We start from the raw sequence: 17,173 nt of genomic DNA, 5'->3' as shown, positions 1-17,173 counted from the left end.
TTCCTCCTCTTTTCAACCGACGCCCAGGAAGAAGGCCGCCGCCAGCGCGACGGCCCCGGCCAGGGCCGTCAAAAGTCCCAGCGCGCGGCGACGCTTGATGTAGAACAGCAGGAACAGGCCCGTCGCCGCGGCCAGGGCCGTCATCGCGGCCGAGACGTCGACCACCGCCGACCAGACCGGCCCGGTGTCGCGTCCCTTGTGAAGGTCGTTGATCACCGCGACGAGGCCGTGCCGCTCCTCGAACACGCGGTAGGTCCCCTCAGGCCGACGGATGAAGGCGTCGGCCGAGTAGCCCGGCCCCTTGAAGGTGACGACGCACTCGTCCTCCTCCGTCGTGAACGACGCCAGGGCGCCCCGGAGCCCGTGCTCGCGCCGGAGATGCTCGACGACTTCCAGCTTGTCTGTATCGCCCTGGATCAGGGCCGGATCGAGGCGGCCCTCGACCTCGACGCTCGTCGCCACCCCGTCGTAGAACCATCGGGGATGATTCAGGGTGATCCCCGTCAGGCTGAAGAACAGCACGGCGGCCAGGCCGAACATCGACAGATACGTATGAATCCATCGGATCGGACCGGCCAGCCGGACGCCCAGCGGCCGGACGGACGGGGAAGGACGCGGCCCGGCGGGCGCGGACGGGGAGTCATCGATCGGCCCCTCGGGACTTGTATTCGAGCTTGGCGGACTTGATCTCGTCATTCCCTTTCAATTCCTTCACGAACGGAGCGTCGCCCAGGGTGACCCGCTGACGGATCAGCCCATGCCCCCCCTGCTCCCGGACGGCCTCGATCAGGACCGTGTACTCGCCCGGCTTCACCGGACGGCCCTTGTCGTCCTTGCCGTCCCAGAGGGCCGAATACTCGCCGGGGGCCCGGGTCGGCTGGGCGATGACGAACGGGTCGAACTTGGTGGTCTTCACGCGGGTCATCACGTCGGCATACCAACGCTTCAGGTCGGGGAGCCATTGAAACGGCCCGGCCCCTCCCGTCGAGACCCAAAAAAGGAGGTTCCGAACCGGGGTCCCCTTCTCGTCCTCGACCCAGATCGCCACGTAGGGCCGGCGATAGCGCCCCGCTTCCTTCGGACGGTTAATCGCGAAGCTGACGAGCAATTCGTGGGTGTCGCCCCAGCCGCCCCCGGCCTCGACCTTGCCCTTGTCCTTGGCGGCGGCAGGCCGGGCGGGCGCCGGTTCCTCGTAGGCGAGCCATGCGGCGTTTCGCAGGATTCGGCCGTCGGCGGCGACGATCAGGCAGGCCACGCCCCGGAGGGAATCGACCAGGCGCAGGCCGTCTTCGGGGGGCAGGATGTTGAGGATCGTGGCCAGGACGTCGGCCTCGTCGGACCGCTCGGCGATCACCGAGGCGGCGGCCACCCGCTCGGCCGGCTCGCCGGTCCCCGGGTCGATGAGATGCGAGTACCAGCGTCCCTGAATCCGATGGCCCCGGTGCTTTCGGCCGCTGGTGGCGACGGCGCAGTCCTTCACGGAAACCCAGGCCAGCGGCTCGGTCGTCTCGGAGCCGAGCCGGGGGCCGGCGATGGCCACTTTCCGCTCGATTTCGCCCTGGATGCGAAGGTCGCCGCCGACGTTGAGAGCCACGCCGCGGATCGCCGGGTCGTCCGCCATCGCCGCGGCGCAGGCCCGTTCGACGATGTATCCCTTGGCGATCGCGTCGAGGGTCAACGGGGCGTCGGAGAGCCGCTCGGCGTGCCCGGCCGAGGGGGCGAGCCGCCAGGCCGGGTCGGCGGCGAGGTCTCTCGCGGCCTGGAGCTCGGCGAGGCTCGGCGCCCGGTCGCGACGGGCGGCCTCGGCCCAGAGGTTCGAGAAGACCTGGACCCGAGGGTCGAACGCCCCGCCGCTCCGCTCACGCCAGGCGTCGCTCGCCGCGAGCAGCTCGATCAGCTCGGGAGAGGCCGCACGCGGGCCTCTCGCGCCCGCTTGCCAGCGCCGGAACTCGCTGGACGGGTCGTGGTTGCTGAGGAGGGCCGCGAGGCGGTCGATCTCGCGGAGCGTCCGGGCCTCGGCCCGTCGGGCGGCCCCGGCGTCGTCCGCGCGGACGCTCAGCTCCAGCGAGGTCCCCATCACGTCGTCGTGGGCGAAGGAATAGTCCTCGCCGATCGCCGTACGAACGAGAAAGAAGCAGAAAACGAGGGCGAAGCTGGCGGCCAGGCGTAGCATGAGGGCGTTTCTCCCGTCGACGTCCTCCCCGGGGCGGACGGCCCGTTCCGGACGCTCGATCCGCCGAGCCTATTGGAGCCGGGATCGCGTCTGGCGGTCAAGGCTCCTACTCGGCTGTCGGCCCCGGACAAACGCCGAAATCCAGATTTGATGCGAAGCCGATCCGAAGCAGACGCCGCCACGAGGGACCGCAGCAAGGCCGAATCCCCCCCCGTTATCAGGGAACCCAGGCGATCCATCCAAGAATTCATCTATTATAGTGAAGCGGACGCACGGCGACGCTCGCGACGTGATTCCGTCCGACCGTGCGACGGCAGCCCGACCCGCGTGCGAACAAAATGAGACCGAACCGCAAACGCTCAGGGACCTTTCCCATGTCCGAAGCCTCGCCGCGCGGCTTTCGTACGTTCGATTCAGGTCGACGCCGGTTCCTGGCCGCGATGACCCTGTCGCCGATCCTCTCGACCATCGCCGGGGAATCCAGGGGCCTGGCGGCCGGCCGTGAAGCGGCCCGGCCGGCCCGGCTCGCATTCACGTCGCAGGGCAAGACGGGCCTCGTCGACGCCGACGGCGCAGGACTGCGTTACCTCGATTTCGACAAGCCCGGCCAGGCGACCTGGCAAGTCGGCGCGACGTTCCCGGACGGCCGCCGCATTCTCCTCCTGAGCATGGAGCCGCGACGCGACGGCCCCGGGCGACCCTTCGAGGAGTACTACACCCAGACCCCGACGCACCTCTGGATCCACGACCTCCAGACCGGCTCCCTGGAGGAAATCTGCACCAGGGAGCGACTGGCGCCGTTCACGACCCCGGCCCTCCTGCTGGGAGAGGATCGACTCCTCGTGCAGGTGGTTCGCGACAAGGTGGGCCAGATTTTCAGCGTACGCCTCGACGGGACCGACGCCCGCGAGTTCACCCGCGCCGGCGAGGGGCTCCCCTACGGCCTGAGCCTCAGCCCCGACGCCCGTCGGGTCGCTTACCATCTCGCGAGCCCGGAAGGCTATCAGGTCTGGACCAGCGACGTCGACGGGACCCACCGCGTTCGCATCGCAGCCCGGCCGGGGCACCTCTATTTCGGCACGAGCTGGTCGCCGGACGGGCGCTGGATCCTCTACGTCGACTGCCTGTCCGGCGAGGACCCGGGTCACGACTGGGCCGACGTCTGCATTGGACGCGCCGACGGCGGCGAATCTCGCGTGCTGACGACCGGCCAGGCCATGTGGTTCGCAGCGACCTACGGCGATCCGAAGACGCGGGGAGGCGGCTCCAACGTCCCCGCCTGGACCCGCGACGGATCGATCCTCTTCCCGAGACGCCTGCCGGACTCCAGGGTCGCCTGGGAGTACCAGCCGAGTCGTCCCGACGTCGACCACTTCAACCGCGACTACAAGCCCGAACTCGCGCGGGGAGGCGCCGAGATCGTCCGGATCGATCCTCGCGACGGTCGGGTCGTTGCGCTGACGAGCAGCCGGCCGCCCGTCTGGGACTTCCGCGCGAGCGAATCTCCAGACGGACGGCATGTGGCGTTCTGCCGGGCCAAGACCGGTGGCGTCCCCGAGATCTGGGTCATGAACGCCGATGGAAGCGACCCCCGCCCCATCACCCGAGGGATCAACGACCTCGGGGCCGATCACCCGCGCTGGCTTTGACGCGCGGGCGGGAGGCCCGTCGGCTCACTCCGACCGCTTCGCTTCGTCGGGCGTGAGGAGCGAGGTGATGACCTGGGCATAGACGCGATGGCCGAAGTCGTTGGGGTGGTTCACGCCGTTCCCCGTCTGGTCCCAGTCCTGCTTCAACTCCAGGAAGCGGGCCCAGATCGAGGTCAGGTCGGCCAGTGCGACGCCGGGGCCCTGGAGCGTCGCCAGGGCGTCGCGGTATTCGGCGAACGCCTCGTGGCGGAGCCGCGTCCACGCCGGGTTGCCGAGCATCGTGGCCACCAGGATGAATTCCGCGTCAGGGAGACGCTCGCGGACCCTGGCGACGACCGCCTCGGTGTTCGCCCGATAATCCGCCGCCGACCGGCCCGCGGAATCGTTCATCCCGAAGGCCACGACGACCAGGTCGGGATGGGGTTCGACGACCTTGTCGATCATCGTCAGCGCCCAGCCGGTGTCCATCCCGCCGACGGAGAGGTTGGTGAGATTGACCTCGCCCTGATAGCGTTCCTGGAGTTGGCGCCGCACCAGCTCGGGGTAGCCGGGCTGGAACGGGGCCGCGCCGGCCCATCCCGAAGCGTTGCAGCCGGTCGAGATGCTGTCGCCCAGCACCACGATCGAGACGGGCTCCCGACCGGCCAGCTTCTTCACCGTGCGCGGCAGCGCCTTGGGGTCGAACATCGGGACGGGCGCGGTCCACTGACCCTCGTCGTGGGCATAGGTGATGCAGGTCTGCAAGGCGTGGTATTCCAGCTTCGCGCCGAAGAAGATCTCGCCGTTTCCGTCGCGATGCGTCAGCTCGAACATCTGGGATTTCGGAGGCCGTCGCAGCTCGGCGGGCGTCGATGCGACGATCCGCGAGCCCGGCGGGAGGACGATCTCGCGGCTCCCCGGCTTCCAGAGGTAGTCGCGGCCCTCTTCATAGGTCACGGCGCCCGCCGAGTCGCGGACGGCCAGCACTTTCCGGATCGGGAAGAGGACCGAGGCCCGGGCCTCGCCGTCGCCGGCGTCCTTGATGAAGAGGACGGATTCCCCTTCCATGACGGGGCCCTTCCAGAAGGGCCGCATCAGTTCCGCCGAGTAATTCCAGGCCGGGGCCGGAGGCTCGTCGGCGGTCGCGACGCCCGAAACGACCAGGACGAAAACGGACGTGATCCGGGCGAAAGTCTTGATTCGTCGCGCGAGACGGTTCGACGGCATGTGGATGGGTCCGAAATCGAGGAGAGGTCTGCGGGACGACCGAAGGCGGCCCGACGGGGTGGTTCGAGGCCGTCAGCCGAACAGTTCGACGAGCGGCCGGCCGCCTTCCATGACGAGCGGGACGGGGCGGCCCAGGGGGTCCATGATGCGGGCGTCGGGATCGATGCCGAGCGCGTGGAAGATGGTGGCGGACAGGTCCTCGGGGGAGACCGGGCGATCCACGGGGTAGGCCGCATCCTTGTCGGAGCGGCCGTAGGCGACGCCGCCCTGGATCCCGGCCCCGGCGAGCACGGCGGGGAAGCAGTAGCTCCAGTGCCCTCGGCCCCAGGTCGCGGTGTCGGGCCGAGGCGTGCGGCCCATCTCGCCCAGACAGACGACGAGCGTCTCATCCAGGAGGCCGCGAGCGTTCATGTCGTCCAGGAGCGCGGAGAGGGTCTGGTCGAGACCCGGCAGCAGGTGCCGGCCGACGTCGTGCGAGCCGGCGTGGCTGTCCCAGCTGTATCCGTCGGGGGCGTCCCAGACCACCGTGACGAACCGGGCGCCGGCCTCGATCATCCGGCGTCCCATCAGCGCCGACTGGCCGAACAGGTGCCGCCCGTAGCGGTCGCGGACCCGCGCGGGCTCCTGGCGGATGTCGAACGCGGCCCGCATCGCCTCCGAGGTCATCAGGCGCGCGGCCCGCTCTTGCAGCCGGCCGAATTCCCGCGCCGCCTGCGAGCGGTCGAGCCTGCCCCGAGCCGCGTCGAACTGGTCGAGCAGGCCGATCCGGCTCCGGGTGCGTTCGAGGGTCAGCAGGGCGGGGCCGTCGAGGCCCTGGAGGCGGAAGTCCATCTCGTCGTCGTCGCAGTCGCGGAAGTAGGGGTTGTCGTCCGGGCCGCGCCTGGGGATCCGGGTCGCGAGGCCGTCGTAGGCGGAGCCCAGCCAGCCGGCGTAGCCCCCCGCGCGGTCGTAGCCCTGGATGTGGCCGAGCGGGTTCGGCAGGTAGACGTAGCTCGGGAAGTCGCGTCGCCGGTCGCCCGGGGCCGCGGACTCCGCGCGGCGGTCGAGGTATTCGACGATCGACCCCATCGCCGGCCAGTCCTGGGCGGTGGCGTCGACTCCCGCCGCCCCACGCTGGGCGGGCGGCAGGGGATAGCCGGTCTGGACGTAATGGCAGGCGTTGTGGTCGTTGTAGCGGTGCGACATCGTCCGGATGACGGCGAACCGATCCGAGATGTCGGCGAGTTTGGGGAGGTGCTCGCACATCAACAGCCCCGGCGTCCGTGAGGCGATCGGCCTGTACGGCCCGCGGATCCCTGAGGCGGCGTCGGGCTTCAGGTCGAAAGTTTCGAGCTGGCTGGGCCCGCCGAACAGGAACAGGAAGAGCACGGACCTCGCCCGGGGCCGCGCCGCGATCCCGGCCTCCTCGGCGGCCAGGAGCGAGGTCAGGCTCGTGCCGAGCAATCCCGCCCCCCCGGCCCGGAGGAGGTCGCGACGAGTGAGCCCGTTGCAGACGCGGCGCGAGCGGCCTTCGACGGCGAGCATGGTCACGACTCCGGTCCGGTGGGGAGGGCCTCGAACGCCGGCCGACGGCGATCAGATCAATCCGGGGATCGGCGAACCTTGATAGATCAGGTGGGGGCGGTCGAGGTCGTCCCGCCAGCTCGCCACGTCCGGGATCCCGAGCGCCTTGTAGATCGTGGCGGCCATGTTCTCGGGCGTCTGCGGGAGCGAGGTCGGGTACGCGCCGATCTTGTCGGACGAGCCGATCACCGTGCCGCCGCGGACGCCCCCCCCGGCGAACCAGACGCTCTGCAACGCTCCCCAGTGGTCGCGACCGACGCCCTGATAGGACTCCGGGAGGATCGAGAGTTTGGGGGTGCGGCCGAACTCGCTCGCCATGACGACGAGGGTGGAATCGAGCAACCCGCTCGCTTCCAGGTCGTCGAGCAGGGCGCTCAGGGCGCGATCCGTCGGGGGGAAGAGCTTGTCCTTGAGCCGGGGGAACATATCGCCGTGGGTGTCCCACGTCTCGTTGCTTCCCAGGTTGACCTGGATCAGCGGGACGCCGGCCTCGACGAGGCGGGAGGCCATCAGCAGCGACCAGCCGAAGCTGTTCTTGCCGTAACGCTCTTGGATCGGCTCGTCGGCCTTGGTCACGTCGAAGGCGTAGCGGACCTCGGGGGAGGCCAGGAGCGAGATGGCCGACTGGCGATGGCGATCGAACCGCTCGGCGACGGCGGTCGCTTCCAGAACCCCGCGCTGTCGGTCCAGCTCGTCCAGAAGTTCGGTCCGTTGGGCGAGCCTCCCCGCCGTCATGCCGGGGGAGAGGGTCAGGCTGGGAGCCTGGAACACGCGTTCGTCGGGGCTTTTCGGGGGCTTTTTGGTCTCGTTCGGGAAGCTGTATTCGGGATAGGCCCCCTTCCAGAAGGGATTTCCGTAGGGGGAGGCCTCGATGAAGAAGGGGTCGCGATGGGAGCCCATCTGACCGCCGTAGAGTCCCGCCAGTACGCCCCCGGACCAGTGGACCAGGCGATCGGGAAGCACGATGGCTGGGGGAAGGTGGTGCCCTCTTCCGGAGAAGGCGTCGCCGACCACCGAGGCCATGGACGGCCAGTCGGTCGGCCTGGGCTGGCGGTCGCCTCGGAATCCGGGGTCGGCCTTGCTCCGGCCCGTCAGCATCAGGTAATGCCCGAGCGTGTGGTCGTTCGTCCCATGCGTCAACGACCGGACGAGCGCCCAGTGGCGGCTTCGCTGGGCGAGGCCCGGGAGATGCTCGCAGACGTCGATCCCCGGGGTCGCGCTCGCGATCGGGCTGAACTCGCCCCGGACGCCGTCGGGGGCGTCGGGCTTCATGTCGAAGCTCTCATGCTGCGCCAGGCCGCCCGACAGGAAGATGTAGATGCAGGACTTCGCGGTCCCCCCGGCCGGGCCCGCTCCGGGCGTCGCGGCGCGCAGGGCGTCCAGATGGTTCATCCCCAGGCCGAGCAGCCCCAGGGCCCCGGCCTGGACGGCGGTCCGCCGGGTGACGCCGGGATGAGAGCCGCGATGCGTCGTCATCATCGATTCGCCTCCAGGACTCCCGGCCGAGACGACCCGGCGGCGGCGCCAGGCCGGAGCCCCACCCGTGCAACGATTGTTGAACAGGCGGTTCGGGCTCAAAGATACCGGCCGGCGTCGGCGTCGGCAACCGTTTGTTTGGTTCAGGCGTCGGTGGGGAGGCCGGAGGCTTCGAGCACAGCCGTCTGCACGGCGAGGTCGTGCCGAGGCGGGAAATCGATCTCCTTCTCGCCCCGGATGACGCGGGCCATGTCGGCGGCGTCGTCCACGTAGCGAGTGTATTTCGGCAATGTCACGTCCTGGTAGCCCTTGCGATACGAGCCGCGAGGGGCCGAGAAGGCAACGCGGACCGCCGGATCGTCGAGAGGCTGGATGTGAAAGGTCCCTTCGGAGCCGCAGACGGTCAGGTGGCGTCGCGCGAAGCCTTCCACCTCCAGGGCGGTCGAGCGCACCGTGGCGGTCGCGCTGGGGTACTCGAAGACGGCGAGCATGTTGTCGAGCAGCCCGTCGTCGAACCTCGAGGCACGCCGGGGGAACGGGGTGACCTTCGACGGCGCCCCCAGCACGCCGACGACCAGGTCGATGACGTGGCAGCCGAGCTCGAACATGGTCCCGCCGCGATACGCGGCGAACTCGGCCCGAGCGGCGGGCTCGACCACCTTGCTCATGACCGCGTGGACCTCGAAGACCTCGCCCAGCCACCCCCGTTCGAGCACCTCACGGAGCAGGACGACGGCCGGGTTGTATCGGTACATGTAGCCCATCTGGACCCAGAGCCGCTTCCCGGCCGCGGCGTCCAGAATGCGACGATACTGCGGGAGCGACTCCCCGGCCGGCTTGTCGAGATGGACGTGCTTCCCAGCGTCCACGACGGCCTCGGCCGTATCCAGCAGGTCGCGCACGCGGGTCTCGACGAGCACGGCCTGGAGCCCCGGCGCGGCGAGGAGCTGCTCGCGAGTCATCCAGGGGAGATCCCGGAAGGCCTCCTTCGACCCGGCCCGCTCCCGCAACCGATCGTCCGGCTCGACGACGCCGACGACCTCGTAATCCTCGGAATTCCGGTAGACCTCCAGCTTGTCGGCGTGCGCATGCCCCACGCCGATCTGGCCGATCTTGATGCGAGGCGGGCGAGTTCGGCCGGCATCTTGCCCGGCTCTCGCCCGGTCCCCGAGCATCGAGGCGGCGAGCAACCCGCCGGCCCGTCGAATCACGGTGCGTCGATCCATCCCTTCCATCGTCTCTCCCATCGTTCGCCGTTGATTCAAGCCCCGGGGGTTCGCCGTCGTCACTCGATGAACCTGACGACGACCTCGGGAATCTCCCGGACTCGCTGATCGTTCGCGTCCGCCGCCGCCACGTCGTCGAGGAGATCGTCCACGAAAACGGCCGGGACGAGCTGAGCCTGGTTGGTCAAGGAGGCGAGTACGTCGGGGCGCGTGGCTCCCGGATTTCTCAGAATTGCATCCCGCTTCGTTTGGTAGAACTCGTCAGTCCGTGCGGACAGGGTCCCGAGGAACGGCGGCCACGCTTCGAAGCGGGCGATCAGGTTCGCGAAGTTGTACGTGAACCAGCCGCCGAAGGGGAGGCTGAACCAACTGTACTGGCCTCGGGACGAGGCGCTCACGTCGAGCGACCCGCGATGGTTGAAGAGGAGCTTTTCCAGCGGCGTCAGGCCGACGATCCGGCGGAGGGCGACCTCGCTGACGGCGCGGGCCGGGGAGACGGGCGTCGCCTGGACGTTGCAGGTGTCGCTGAACAGGATCTTCAGCCGCCCGGGCTTGTCGCGGATCGCGTCCGCCAGCGTGATCCGGTAGAGGTCGCCGCCGGGCATCGAGAAGAAATGCCCCTGCGAGGGATCGCGCGGGTCGGCGGTCGGCGCGTGGGCGCCGTGGCCGAGGTAGTAGACGAGGAACGTATCGTCGGGGCCGCAAGGGACGTCCCGCACGCGGGCGAGCAGGTTGGCCGCGGTGCACTCGTCCCCCTGGATGACCGAGAGGCGGAGCCGCTCCTCGGCGACTTCGTTCTTGAAGATCGGCTCAAGGTATTCGAGGCTCGCCTTGATGCTCGCGCCGATGTTCGGGTCGTTCGTGAGTCCGACCAGGAGGACGTAGGCGCTCCGACGCGCCCCGGTCCCCTCCCTCGGCACGCGCACCGCCAGCGTCTGGCTGACCCAGTCGCCGACCTGGCCCGACGCGCCGTCGATGATGCGGAGCGTGACCGACCCCGGCGTGCTGTTCAACGCCCTCGAATAGCTATCCGGCGAGGCCACCGCCTGGTCGTTGACGTGGGTGATGACGTCGCCCGGGACGATGGCCGCCACGAAGTTCGGGTTCGATGCGGATCGCAGGACCCTCGCCGGACTCTCGGGGGTTACGCTCTGAACGAGGGCTCCCCCCTCGGGCCGGAACGTCACGAAGAGGCCGAGGCGTTGCTGGACGGGGACGGTCTCGGCGAGCCAGTCCTCGGTGGTGCCGGACGCCCGGTCGATGATCGTCAGCACGGCCCGGCCCGGCGTACGAGCGAGCGCGCGGGCGTAAGTGAACGGTGAATCGATCTCGACGCCGTTGACGTGGGTGATGACGTCGCCCGCGATCAGCATCGCGGTCTGGCTCGGATCTCGCGCCGGCTTGAGCTGGAGGGTCGGGCTCTGCGGATCGACCGCCACGACCTTCATCCCCCCCTCGGGGCGGTACTCCACTGAGATGAGCAGCCGTTCCTCGGTCGCGCCCGCGATCGACGCGGGCCCCGGCTCGGGCCCCTCCTGCCCCCTCGCCGAGAGGCCCCCGGAACCGAGGATCGTCGCGGCGAGAGCGAGAGGAACGATCCACCTGCCTGCGGCGTTTCGGCTGGCCATGACCTTGCCCCCGTGAGGGAAGACGATCGGTCGGATCCCATCGGTCCCGTGCATACTTATGAGGCTGAGACGTCTCGAAAATCAAGCGAAATCGTCTCAACCCGCCATCCAAGACCGCTCCGTCCGCCGCGGCCCTCGGCATCGAATCGCGGCGGGCTGCCCCCCCCGCTGGCGCTTCGAGCGACCGTCGGCGAGTCCGGAGGTACGGCCGAGCCGCCCGGCCCTTGCTTCGAGAATCGAGGCGCAAGACAATCCGGACCTCGACCGGATTGCGGGCGTGGTCAGACGCCCCTGACGCAACGCGAGGTTGGGACTGGCCGTGTCGGACGCTGCTCGTGACACGGGACGCCCCACCGTCCGGCCAGATGACATCAGGAGATCGACATGGATCCGAGAACGTCGGGCGAATCCGCGCCGTGTCGCCGGGAACGGTGGGGCCGCCGTCCCCGGTGGGTCTTGCTGGTCCTGCTCCTCGCGACCTCGGCGTCGCTCCGGCCCGCCCGGGCGGCGGGCGACGATCTCGTGGTCTCCGTCTATCAAGGGGTCTGCCGGGAGGGGGACTTCGCCGCGAACCTCGCCACGGCGCGAACGGTGGTCGAGGAGGCCCACGCCCGAGGCAGCCATTTCGTGGCCCTCCCGGAGTGCTTCCTGTCCGGGTACGAGAGCGTCGAGGCGGTGCAGCGCGGCGCGCGGCCGCTCGACGATCCGGAACTCGCCGGCTTCATCGAGGAGTCGGCTTCGCACGAGATGGTCGTGCTGGTCGGCCTGGCCCGGAAGGCGAAGGATGGGCTGTATAACAGCGTCCTCGTGATCGCTCGCGGCCGACTCCTGGGCGTCTACGACAAGGTGATGCTCACCGGCGGCGATCGCGAAGTCCTGGGCTTCAAGCCGGGGACCGCCGTCCCGGTCTTCTCGGCTCACGGGGTCCGATTCGCCGCGATCATCTGCCACGACAGCTCGTTCCCGCACGCCGCGATGGTCGCGAGGCTCCAGGGGGCGACGCTGCTCTTCTCCCCCCACAACAACGAGATCGGCGCGGAGGTCGCCGACGGCCACCGGCTCGCCGTCCGGAACTGTCACGTCGGCCTGGCTTCCCAGCTCAAAATGGTCGTCGCCCGGGCGAACATCGTGAAGTCCGATCGGGAGGGGCGGATCGGCTACGGCGACAGCTTCGTCCTCAGCCCGCAGGGGACGCCGATCGCCGAGGCCGGTCTCTTCAGGACCGAGCTGGTCACCGCCCGCGTCGCCCGTTCGCTGCTCGAAACGCCGTCGGCCTGGGCCGACGACGGCGAGGTCCCCGCGTGGCTGAGGACCCAGCTCGCGCAGATGCTCACCGAGTTTCGCAGACCGCCCGGCGACGCCGCCCTGAAGACCTGGCTGGAGAACATGATCGTCCACCATCGCTTCGCCCCTCGGGAGGTCTCCGCCGCCACCGGCCTTACGATCCAGGAAGTCCGCGACGCCTCGCGACGGCTGGGTCTCGAGGGCGCGAAGCCTGAGCCGCGAAGGCCCGAGGAGCCCTTGCTCGTCCTGCCGTATCCCGGGGGCCGACATCCTCGGATCGGCTTCCTGGACGGCGCCGTCATGCCCCAGCGCGAGACGAAGCTGAGCGTGTTCACCCCCTGGGACGACGCGAGCTACGTCGTCGTCGACGTCCCCGAAGCCGTCTTCTCGAACCTGGGCCTGATCTACCTCGCGCACACCCACGTCCCCATGATCTGGGACGCGAAGGGGGTCGCGCTCCCGCGCCTGGAGTGGCGGCGGGACGAGGACGGCTCGTTCCACGGCGAGCGGACGCTCCCCAACGGCATCGCCTTCGGCGCCGACGTCGCGCCCTCGCCGAGCGGCGTCCGAATGGGGCTCTGGCTCCGCAACGGGACCGACGAGCGTCTGACCGGCCTCCGCGTCCAGAACTGCGTCATGCTGGCCGGCGCCCGGGGCTTCGCCGCTCAGACGAACGCGAACAAGGTCTTCCGGGCCCCCTACGCCGCCGCCCGATCCCAGGACGGTCGCCGATGGGTCGTCACCGCCTGGGAGCCCAACCAGCGATGCTGGGGGAACCCGGATTGCCCCTGCCTGCATTCGGATCCCCAATTCCCGGACTGCGAGCCCGGCGAGACCGTCCGACTCCGGGGCTGGCTCTCCTTCTACGAGGGCGACGACCTCGACGGCGAGCTCGAACGCATCGACCAGTCCGGATGGCGGGAATAATCTCCGGGCGGCCCCAAGTCCCGGCGATCGATCCGGGCGGTCGATTCGCTGACCGGGCACCCGCCGGCTTCGCCACCCCCAGGAGTTCCGCATCGAGCCGACGCCCGGCGATGATCGGCTCACCCTGAAGCGGGGCGAGGAGTCGCTTCCGCCGCGCCGATGGGGGGGCGTCCGCCTCGCAACCGAGCTTGCCTCGCTTCCGGGGCCCTGTTAGCTTGACCTTCGGGGAGGGATCTCCGCCCCTCGGCGCGCCGGCGCCGGGCAGGACGCTTTGCGCGCACTCGAGAGCAGGAGCAGGCCGGATGGGTTGGACGGAGCCTTGAGCGGCGCGGCGATTCACAAGGTCATCGTGATCGGCCTGGACGGCCTGGAGCCGAGCCTCGTCGAACCGATGCTGGCGCGCGGCGAACTGCCCCACCTCGAGCGGCTGGCCGGGACGGCCGGGCTCGCGCGGGTGGCGACGACCGCCCCCGCCCAGACCCCCGTCGCCTGGTCGACGTTCGCCACGGGGGTCAACCCCGGCGGGCACGGCGTGTTCGACTTCCTCCGGCGCGACCCCGCCACCTACCGGATCGACAGCGGGCTGAACCACTACGAGCAGAAGAACGCCCTGCTCCCCCCGAAGGCCGTCAACCAGCGGCGCGGGACGACGGTCTGGGACCTCCTCACGGCGGCCGGCGTCCCCTCGACGGTCCTCCGGTGCCCCTGCTCCTATCCGCCCGACCGCCTCCGCGGCTCGCTGCTCGCCGGCATGGGCGTCCCCGACCTCCGAGGCGGGTTCGGCACCTCGACGTACTACACCGCCGAGCCCGACGCCGCGGCCCGCGAGAGCGAGAATCTCGTGGCCCTGGCGGACGACGGCCTCGGCCCGGTCACCACCCACGTGATCGGCCCCCGGAATCCCAAAACCCGCGCCGACCATCGCGTGGAGGTCCAGCTCGTCCGGGCCTCCGAGGCCGGCGTCCTGACGATCCGGTCGCCGGGCGAGCCCCGCGAGCTTCACGTCCGCGAGGGCGAGTGGAGCGGCTGGCTCAAGGTCAAGTTCAAGCTCGGCCCGCTCCAGTCGGCCCACGGCCTGGTCCGCTTCCTGCTCATCCGACGCGATCCGACGATCCTCCTGTACGCCTCCCCCGTCAACTTCGACCCTGCCGCCCCACTCTTCCCGATCAGCGCCCCGCCCGAGTTCGCTCGCAAGCTGGCTGACGGCGTGGGCAAGTTCCACACGGCCGGGTTCGTCGAGGACCACAACGGACTCATCAACGAACGCATCTCCGAGGAGCAGTTCCTGGCCCAGTGCGACGACGCCTGGCGAGAGCGCAGGGCGATGATGGAGCACGAGTTGGCGCGGTTCGATTCGGGCCTGTTCTACTGCCTGTTCGACACGCCCGACCGGGTCCAACATATGCTCTGGCGTTTCCGGGAGCCCGAGCACCCCGCGAACCGAGGCCGGCCCGAGACCCCCGCGCTGGCGACGGCGATCGAGGATCACTACCGCCGGAGCGACGAGGTCGTCGGCCAGGCGCTCGACCACGTCGATGACCGGACGCTCCTGGTCGTCCTCAGCGACCACGGCTTCAGCAGCTTCCAGCGCCAGTTCCACCTCAACTCCTGGCTCCATCGCGAGGGGCTCCTGGCCCTGAAGCCGGGCATCGCCCCGGGCCACGAGGCGGGCGAGTTCCTCCAGGGGATCGACTGGGAGAAGACGCGGGCGTACGCGATGGGCCTCAGCGGCGTGTTCCTCAACCTGCAAGGCCGCGAGGGCCGCGGGATCGTCGCCGCCGAGGACGCCGAGCCGCTCCGGCGCGCGATCGCCGAGAAGCTGACGGGCGTCCGCGACGACGAGCGGGGCCGCACGGCGGTGCGGTCGGCCCGGCCTCGCGATCGCGTCTACTCCGGCCCCCATGTGGACGAGGCCCCGGACGTGATCGTCGACTATGCGCCGGGGCATCGCGTCTCCTGGTCCTCCTCGATGGGGGGCGTGGCCGGCTCGCTGCACGAGGACAACGTCAAGAAGTGGTCCGGCGACCATTGCATCGACCCCGCCGCGACGCCGGGCGTCCTGCTGATGAACCGAACCTTCCGCCGCGAAGGCCCGAGCCTGGTCGACCTGGCGCCCACCATCCTCGACGCGTTCGGGGTCGAGAAGGGCCCGCTGATGGAAGGGAGCTCGCTGAAGCCATGAAGATCCTGGTCATCGGCCTCGACGCCGCCGCGCCCGAGATCCTGCTGGGCGACGACCGGCTGGCCACCATCCGGAGCCTGATGGAAGTCGGCTGCTACGGCCGCCTGGAGAGCGTCGTCCCGCCGGCCTCGGAGCCGGCCTGGATGTGCCTGGCGACCGGACAGGACCCCGGCTCGCTGGGCGTCTACGGCTCGCGGAACCGGACCGACCGCTCGTACAAGGCGCCCGGGAGCATCGATGCGCGGTCGATCCAGGCCCCCGCGATCTGGGACCGGGTGGCGGAAAGCGGAGGGCGTTCGATCCTCGTCGGCGTCCCTCCCGACCATCCCCCACGCCCCGTGAACGGCATCGCCGTCGGCGGCCTCTTCACGCCCGACGCGACCGAGGGAGCCTACACCCACCCCCCGGAACTCGCGGCGACGATCGAGAAGCTCGTCGGGACGTATCCGGTCGACGCCGGAGGCCTCCGCAGCGACGACGAGGCCGCCCTGCGCGACCAGATCCTCGACGCAAGCCGGAAGCAGTTCGCGCTCGTCCGGCACCTGATCGAGAACGAGCCCTGGGACTACTTCCAGCTTGTCGAGACCGGCCTGGACCGCATCCAGCGCGCCTTCTGGCGACACCACGACCCGGAGCACGTCCTTCACACGCCCGACAGCCCGTTCGCCGACGTGGTCCGGGATTACTACCTTCATCTGGACGGAGAGCTGGCGACGGTCCTGGACCTGCTGACCGAGGACACGCTCGTCCTGGTCGTCTCGGCCCACGGGGCCCGTCGGCCCGACGGCGGCTTCCGCCTCGACGAATGGCTCGTCCGCGAGGGCCTGCTCGCCCTCAAGCCCGATCCCGAGCAGGCGACGCCGGCGGCGGACCTAGACGTCGACTGGGGCCGGACCAGGGCCTGGAGCGAAGCGGGCGATTCCGCCGCCGTCTTCCTGAACGTGAAGGGCCGCGAGCCGGAGGGGACCATCGACCCGGCCGACTACGAGTCCTTTCACGACGAGTTGAAGGCCAGGCTTGAAGCCGTCGCGGGCCCCGACGGCGAGCCCCTTGGGGCGTTGGTCTTCAAGCCCGAGGAGGTCTATCAGACCGTCCGAAACGTGGCCCCCGACCTGATCGTCGACTTCGGCGGCCTCGACGGCTGCAACCCCGCCCAGCACGGCGCGTTCATCCTGGCGAGCCCCCAGCTTCCGCCGTTCGGCGAGATCGAGGGCGCCCGGCTGCTGGACGTCGCGCCGACCCTCCTGGAACTCGCCGGCCACCCCCCCCTGCCCGACGCGCCGGGCCGCAACCTGCTCCAGGGTCTCAAGCCGGCCGACTCCGACGACGCCCCCCCGATCGACGACGACGAACTGGTCCGCGACCGGCTCCGCGGCCTCGGCTATATCGGCTGAAGCTGGACCGTCGCACCACGTCGGGAGGGTCGAGACGCCTGATCCGCCGGCCGCTTCCACAGGGCCGAAATTAGCTTCCTTCCCGGCCGCCTGAAAACGAACCCATCGGACGCAAACCCTTACACGAATGGGTTTAACGCGGAAATTCCGGGAGTCGAATCGGCTTCGTTCGGTCAATTTCGACCTCTCAAATCGGGGAAACGCTCAGCAGCACCGGTTCAATCCCGTCGCCGGCTCCCTCCCTCGCGTTCGTGCGGTCGATTGGCTTCCTTCGCGGACCGACGAAAACGAACCCATCGAACGCAACACTTACAAATCCATAGAGTTACGCGAGAACTCTGTCGTCCGAATTGGCTTCGATCGGCCATTTTCTCTCCTCAACCAGGTCAAAACCCCCTCGGCGTCCCGGACGGTCGTCCAGTCGCCTTCCCGCAGGGATGCTCGACGCCCTCTCGGCGCGGCTTC

11 protein-coding genes are annotated in these 17,173 nt (G+C 69.8%); 4 read left to right on the top strand and 7 right to left on the bottom strand.

Translation table 11 applies throughout. The features are described from left to right. Positions 1 to 12: 12 nt before the first annotated feature. Together VT85_RS15070 and VT85_RS15065 are read right to left on the bottom strand one after the other, a co-directional pair. A complete protein-coding gene (locus tag VT85_RS15070) occupies positions 13 to 579 on the bottom strand; it encodes a PepSY-associated TM helix domain-containing protein (RefSeq protein WP_409999947.1) in 567 nt (188 codons plus the stop codon). Between the two features lie 61 nt (positions 580 to 640). Beyond that, positions 641 to 2,173: a DUF2271 domain-containing protein gene (locus tag VT85_RS15065; RefSeq protein WP_068416787.1), complete on the bottom strand. Its 1,533-nt coding sequence runs from the start codon at positions 2,171 to 2,173 to the stop codon at positions 641 to 643. A gap of 374 nt (positions 2,174 to 2,547) precedes the next feature. Here VT85_RS15065 and VT85_RS15060 point away from each other — a divergent pair, with 374 nt between their 5' ends. Next, the gene (locus VT85_RS15060; protein ID WP_156512884.1) at positions 2,548 to 3,822 is read left to right on the top strand and encodes a TolB family protein; all 1,275 of its coding nucleotides are present in this window, start codon (positions 2,548 to 2,550) and stop codon (positions 3,820 to 3,822) included. Between the two features lie 24 nt (positions 3,823 to 3,846). Here VT85_RS15060 and VT85_RS15055 read toward each other — a convergent pair whose 3' ends face one another. The 5 genes from VT85_RS15055 to VT85_RS15035 form a co-directional block, all read right to left on the bottom strand. Beyond that, positions 3,847 to 5,028, bottom strand: coding sequence for an SGNH/GDSL hydrolase family protein (locus tag VT85_RS15055; RefSeq protein WP_068416783.1), 1,182 nt, complete (start codon positions 5,026 to 5,028; stop codon positions 3,847 to 3,849). A 72-nt stretch (positions 5,029 to 5,100) separates the two neighbouring features. Further along, positions 5,101 to 6,552: a DUF1501 domain-containing protein gene (locus tag VT85_RS15050; protein WP_068416780.1), complete on the bottom strand. Its 1,452-nt coding sequence runs from the start codon at positions 6,550 to 6,552 to the stop codon at positions 5,101 to 5,103. A 51-nt stretch (positions 6,553 to 6,603) separates the two neighbouring features. Next, positions 6,604 to 8,070 (bottom strand): DUF1501 domain-containing protein, encoded by a 1,467-nt coding sequence (locus VT85_RS15045; protein ID WP_156512883.1) that lies wholly within the window; start codon positions 8,068 to 8,070, stop codon positions 6,604 to 6,606. 140 nt (positions 8,071 to 8,210) lie between these two features. After that, complete coding sequence (locus tag VT85_RS15040; RefSeq protein WP_068416778.1) at positions 8,211 to 9,302, bottom strand: Gfo/Idh/MocA family protein; 1,092 nt, start codon at positions 9,300 to 9,302, stop codon at positions 8,211 to 8,213. Between the two features lie 50 nt (positions 9,303 to 9,352). Next, a complete protein-coding gene (locus VT85_RS15035; RefSeq protein WP_197490734.1) occupies positions 9,353 to 10,921 on the bottom strand; it encodes a caspase family protein in 1,569 nt (522 codons plus the stop codon). Positions 10,922 to 11,305: 384 nt separating this feature from the next. On the opposite strand from VT85_RS15035, the gene VT85_RS15030 reads away from it, so the two are divergent. From VT85_RS15030 to VT85_RS15020, 3 genes are all read left to right on the top strand, one after another. After that, positions 11,306 to 13,132: a carbon-nitrogen hydrolase family protein gene (locus VT85_RS15030; protein ID WP_082858622.1), complete on the top strand. Its 1,827-nt coding sequence runs from the start codon at positions 11,306 to 11,308 to the stop codon at positions 13,130 to 13,132. 307 nt (positions 13,133 to 13,439) lie between these two features. After that, the gene (locus tag VT85_RS15025) at positions 13,440 to 15,314 is read left to right on the top strand and encodes an alkaline phosphatase family protein (RefSeq protein ID WP_197490733.1); all 1,875 of its coding nucleotides are present in this window, start codon (positions 13,440 to 13,442) and stop codon (positions 15,312 to 15,314) included. Then, positions 15,311 to 16,708, top strand: a complete 1,398-nt coding sequence (locus VT85_RS15020; protein WP_068416769.1) for an alkaline phosphatase family protein — start codon at positions 15,311 to 15,313, stop codon at positions 16,706 to 16,708. The genes VT85_RS15025 and VT85_RS15020 overlap by 4 nt, the downstream gene beginning before the upstream one ends. The last annotated feature ends 465 nt before the right edge of the window (positions 16,709 to 17,173 follow it).

It is taken from the genome of Planctomyces sp. SH-PL62 (assembly GCF_001610895.1).
Classification (GTDB): domain Bacteria; phylum Planctomycetota; class Planctomycetia; order Isosphaerales; family Isosphaeraceae; genus Paludisphaera.
This window is presented reverse-complemented; position numbering and strand designations above follow the sequence as displayed.

Coding starts and splice junctions, on each gene's coding strand:
- VT85_RS15065 (WP_068416787.1), bottom strand. CDS start 2,173: ATGCTACGCCTGGCCGCCAGCTTCGCCCTCGTTTTCTGCTTCTTTCTC.
- VT85_RS15060 (WP_156512884.1), top strand. CDS start 2,548: ATGTCCGAAGCCTCGCCGCGCGGCTTTCGTACGTTCGATTCAGGTCGA.
- VT85_RS15055 (WP_068416783.1), bottom strand. CDS start 5,028: ATGCCGTCGAACCGTCTCGCGCGACGAATCAAGACTTTCGCCCGGATC.
- VT85_RS15050 (WP_068416780.1), bottom strand. CDS start 6,552: ATGCTCGCCGTCGAAGGCCGCTCGCGCCGCGTCTGCAACGGGCTCACT.
- VT85_RS15045 (WP_156512883.1), bottom strand. CDS start 8,070: ATGATGACGACGCATCGCGGCTCTCATCCCGGCGTCACCCGGCGGACC.
- VT85_RS15040 (WP_068416778.1), bottom strand. CDS start 9,302: ATGGAAGGGATGGATCGACGCACCGTGATTCGACGGGCCGGCGGGTTG.
- VT85_RS15035 (WP_197490734.1), bottom strand. CDS start 10,921: ATGGCCAGCCGAAACGCCGCAGGCAGGTGGATCGTTCCTCTCGCTCTC.
- VT85_RS15030 (WP_082858622.1), top strand. CDS start 11,306: ATGGATCCGAGAACGTCGGGCGAATCCGCGCCGTGTCGCCGGGAACGG.
- VT85_RS15020 (WP_068416769.1), top strand. CDS start 15,311: ATGAAGATCCTGGTCATCGGCCTCGACGCCGCCGCGCCCGAGATCCTG.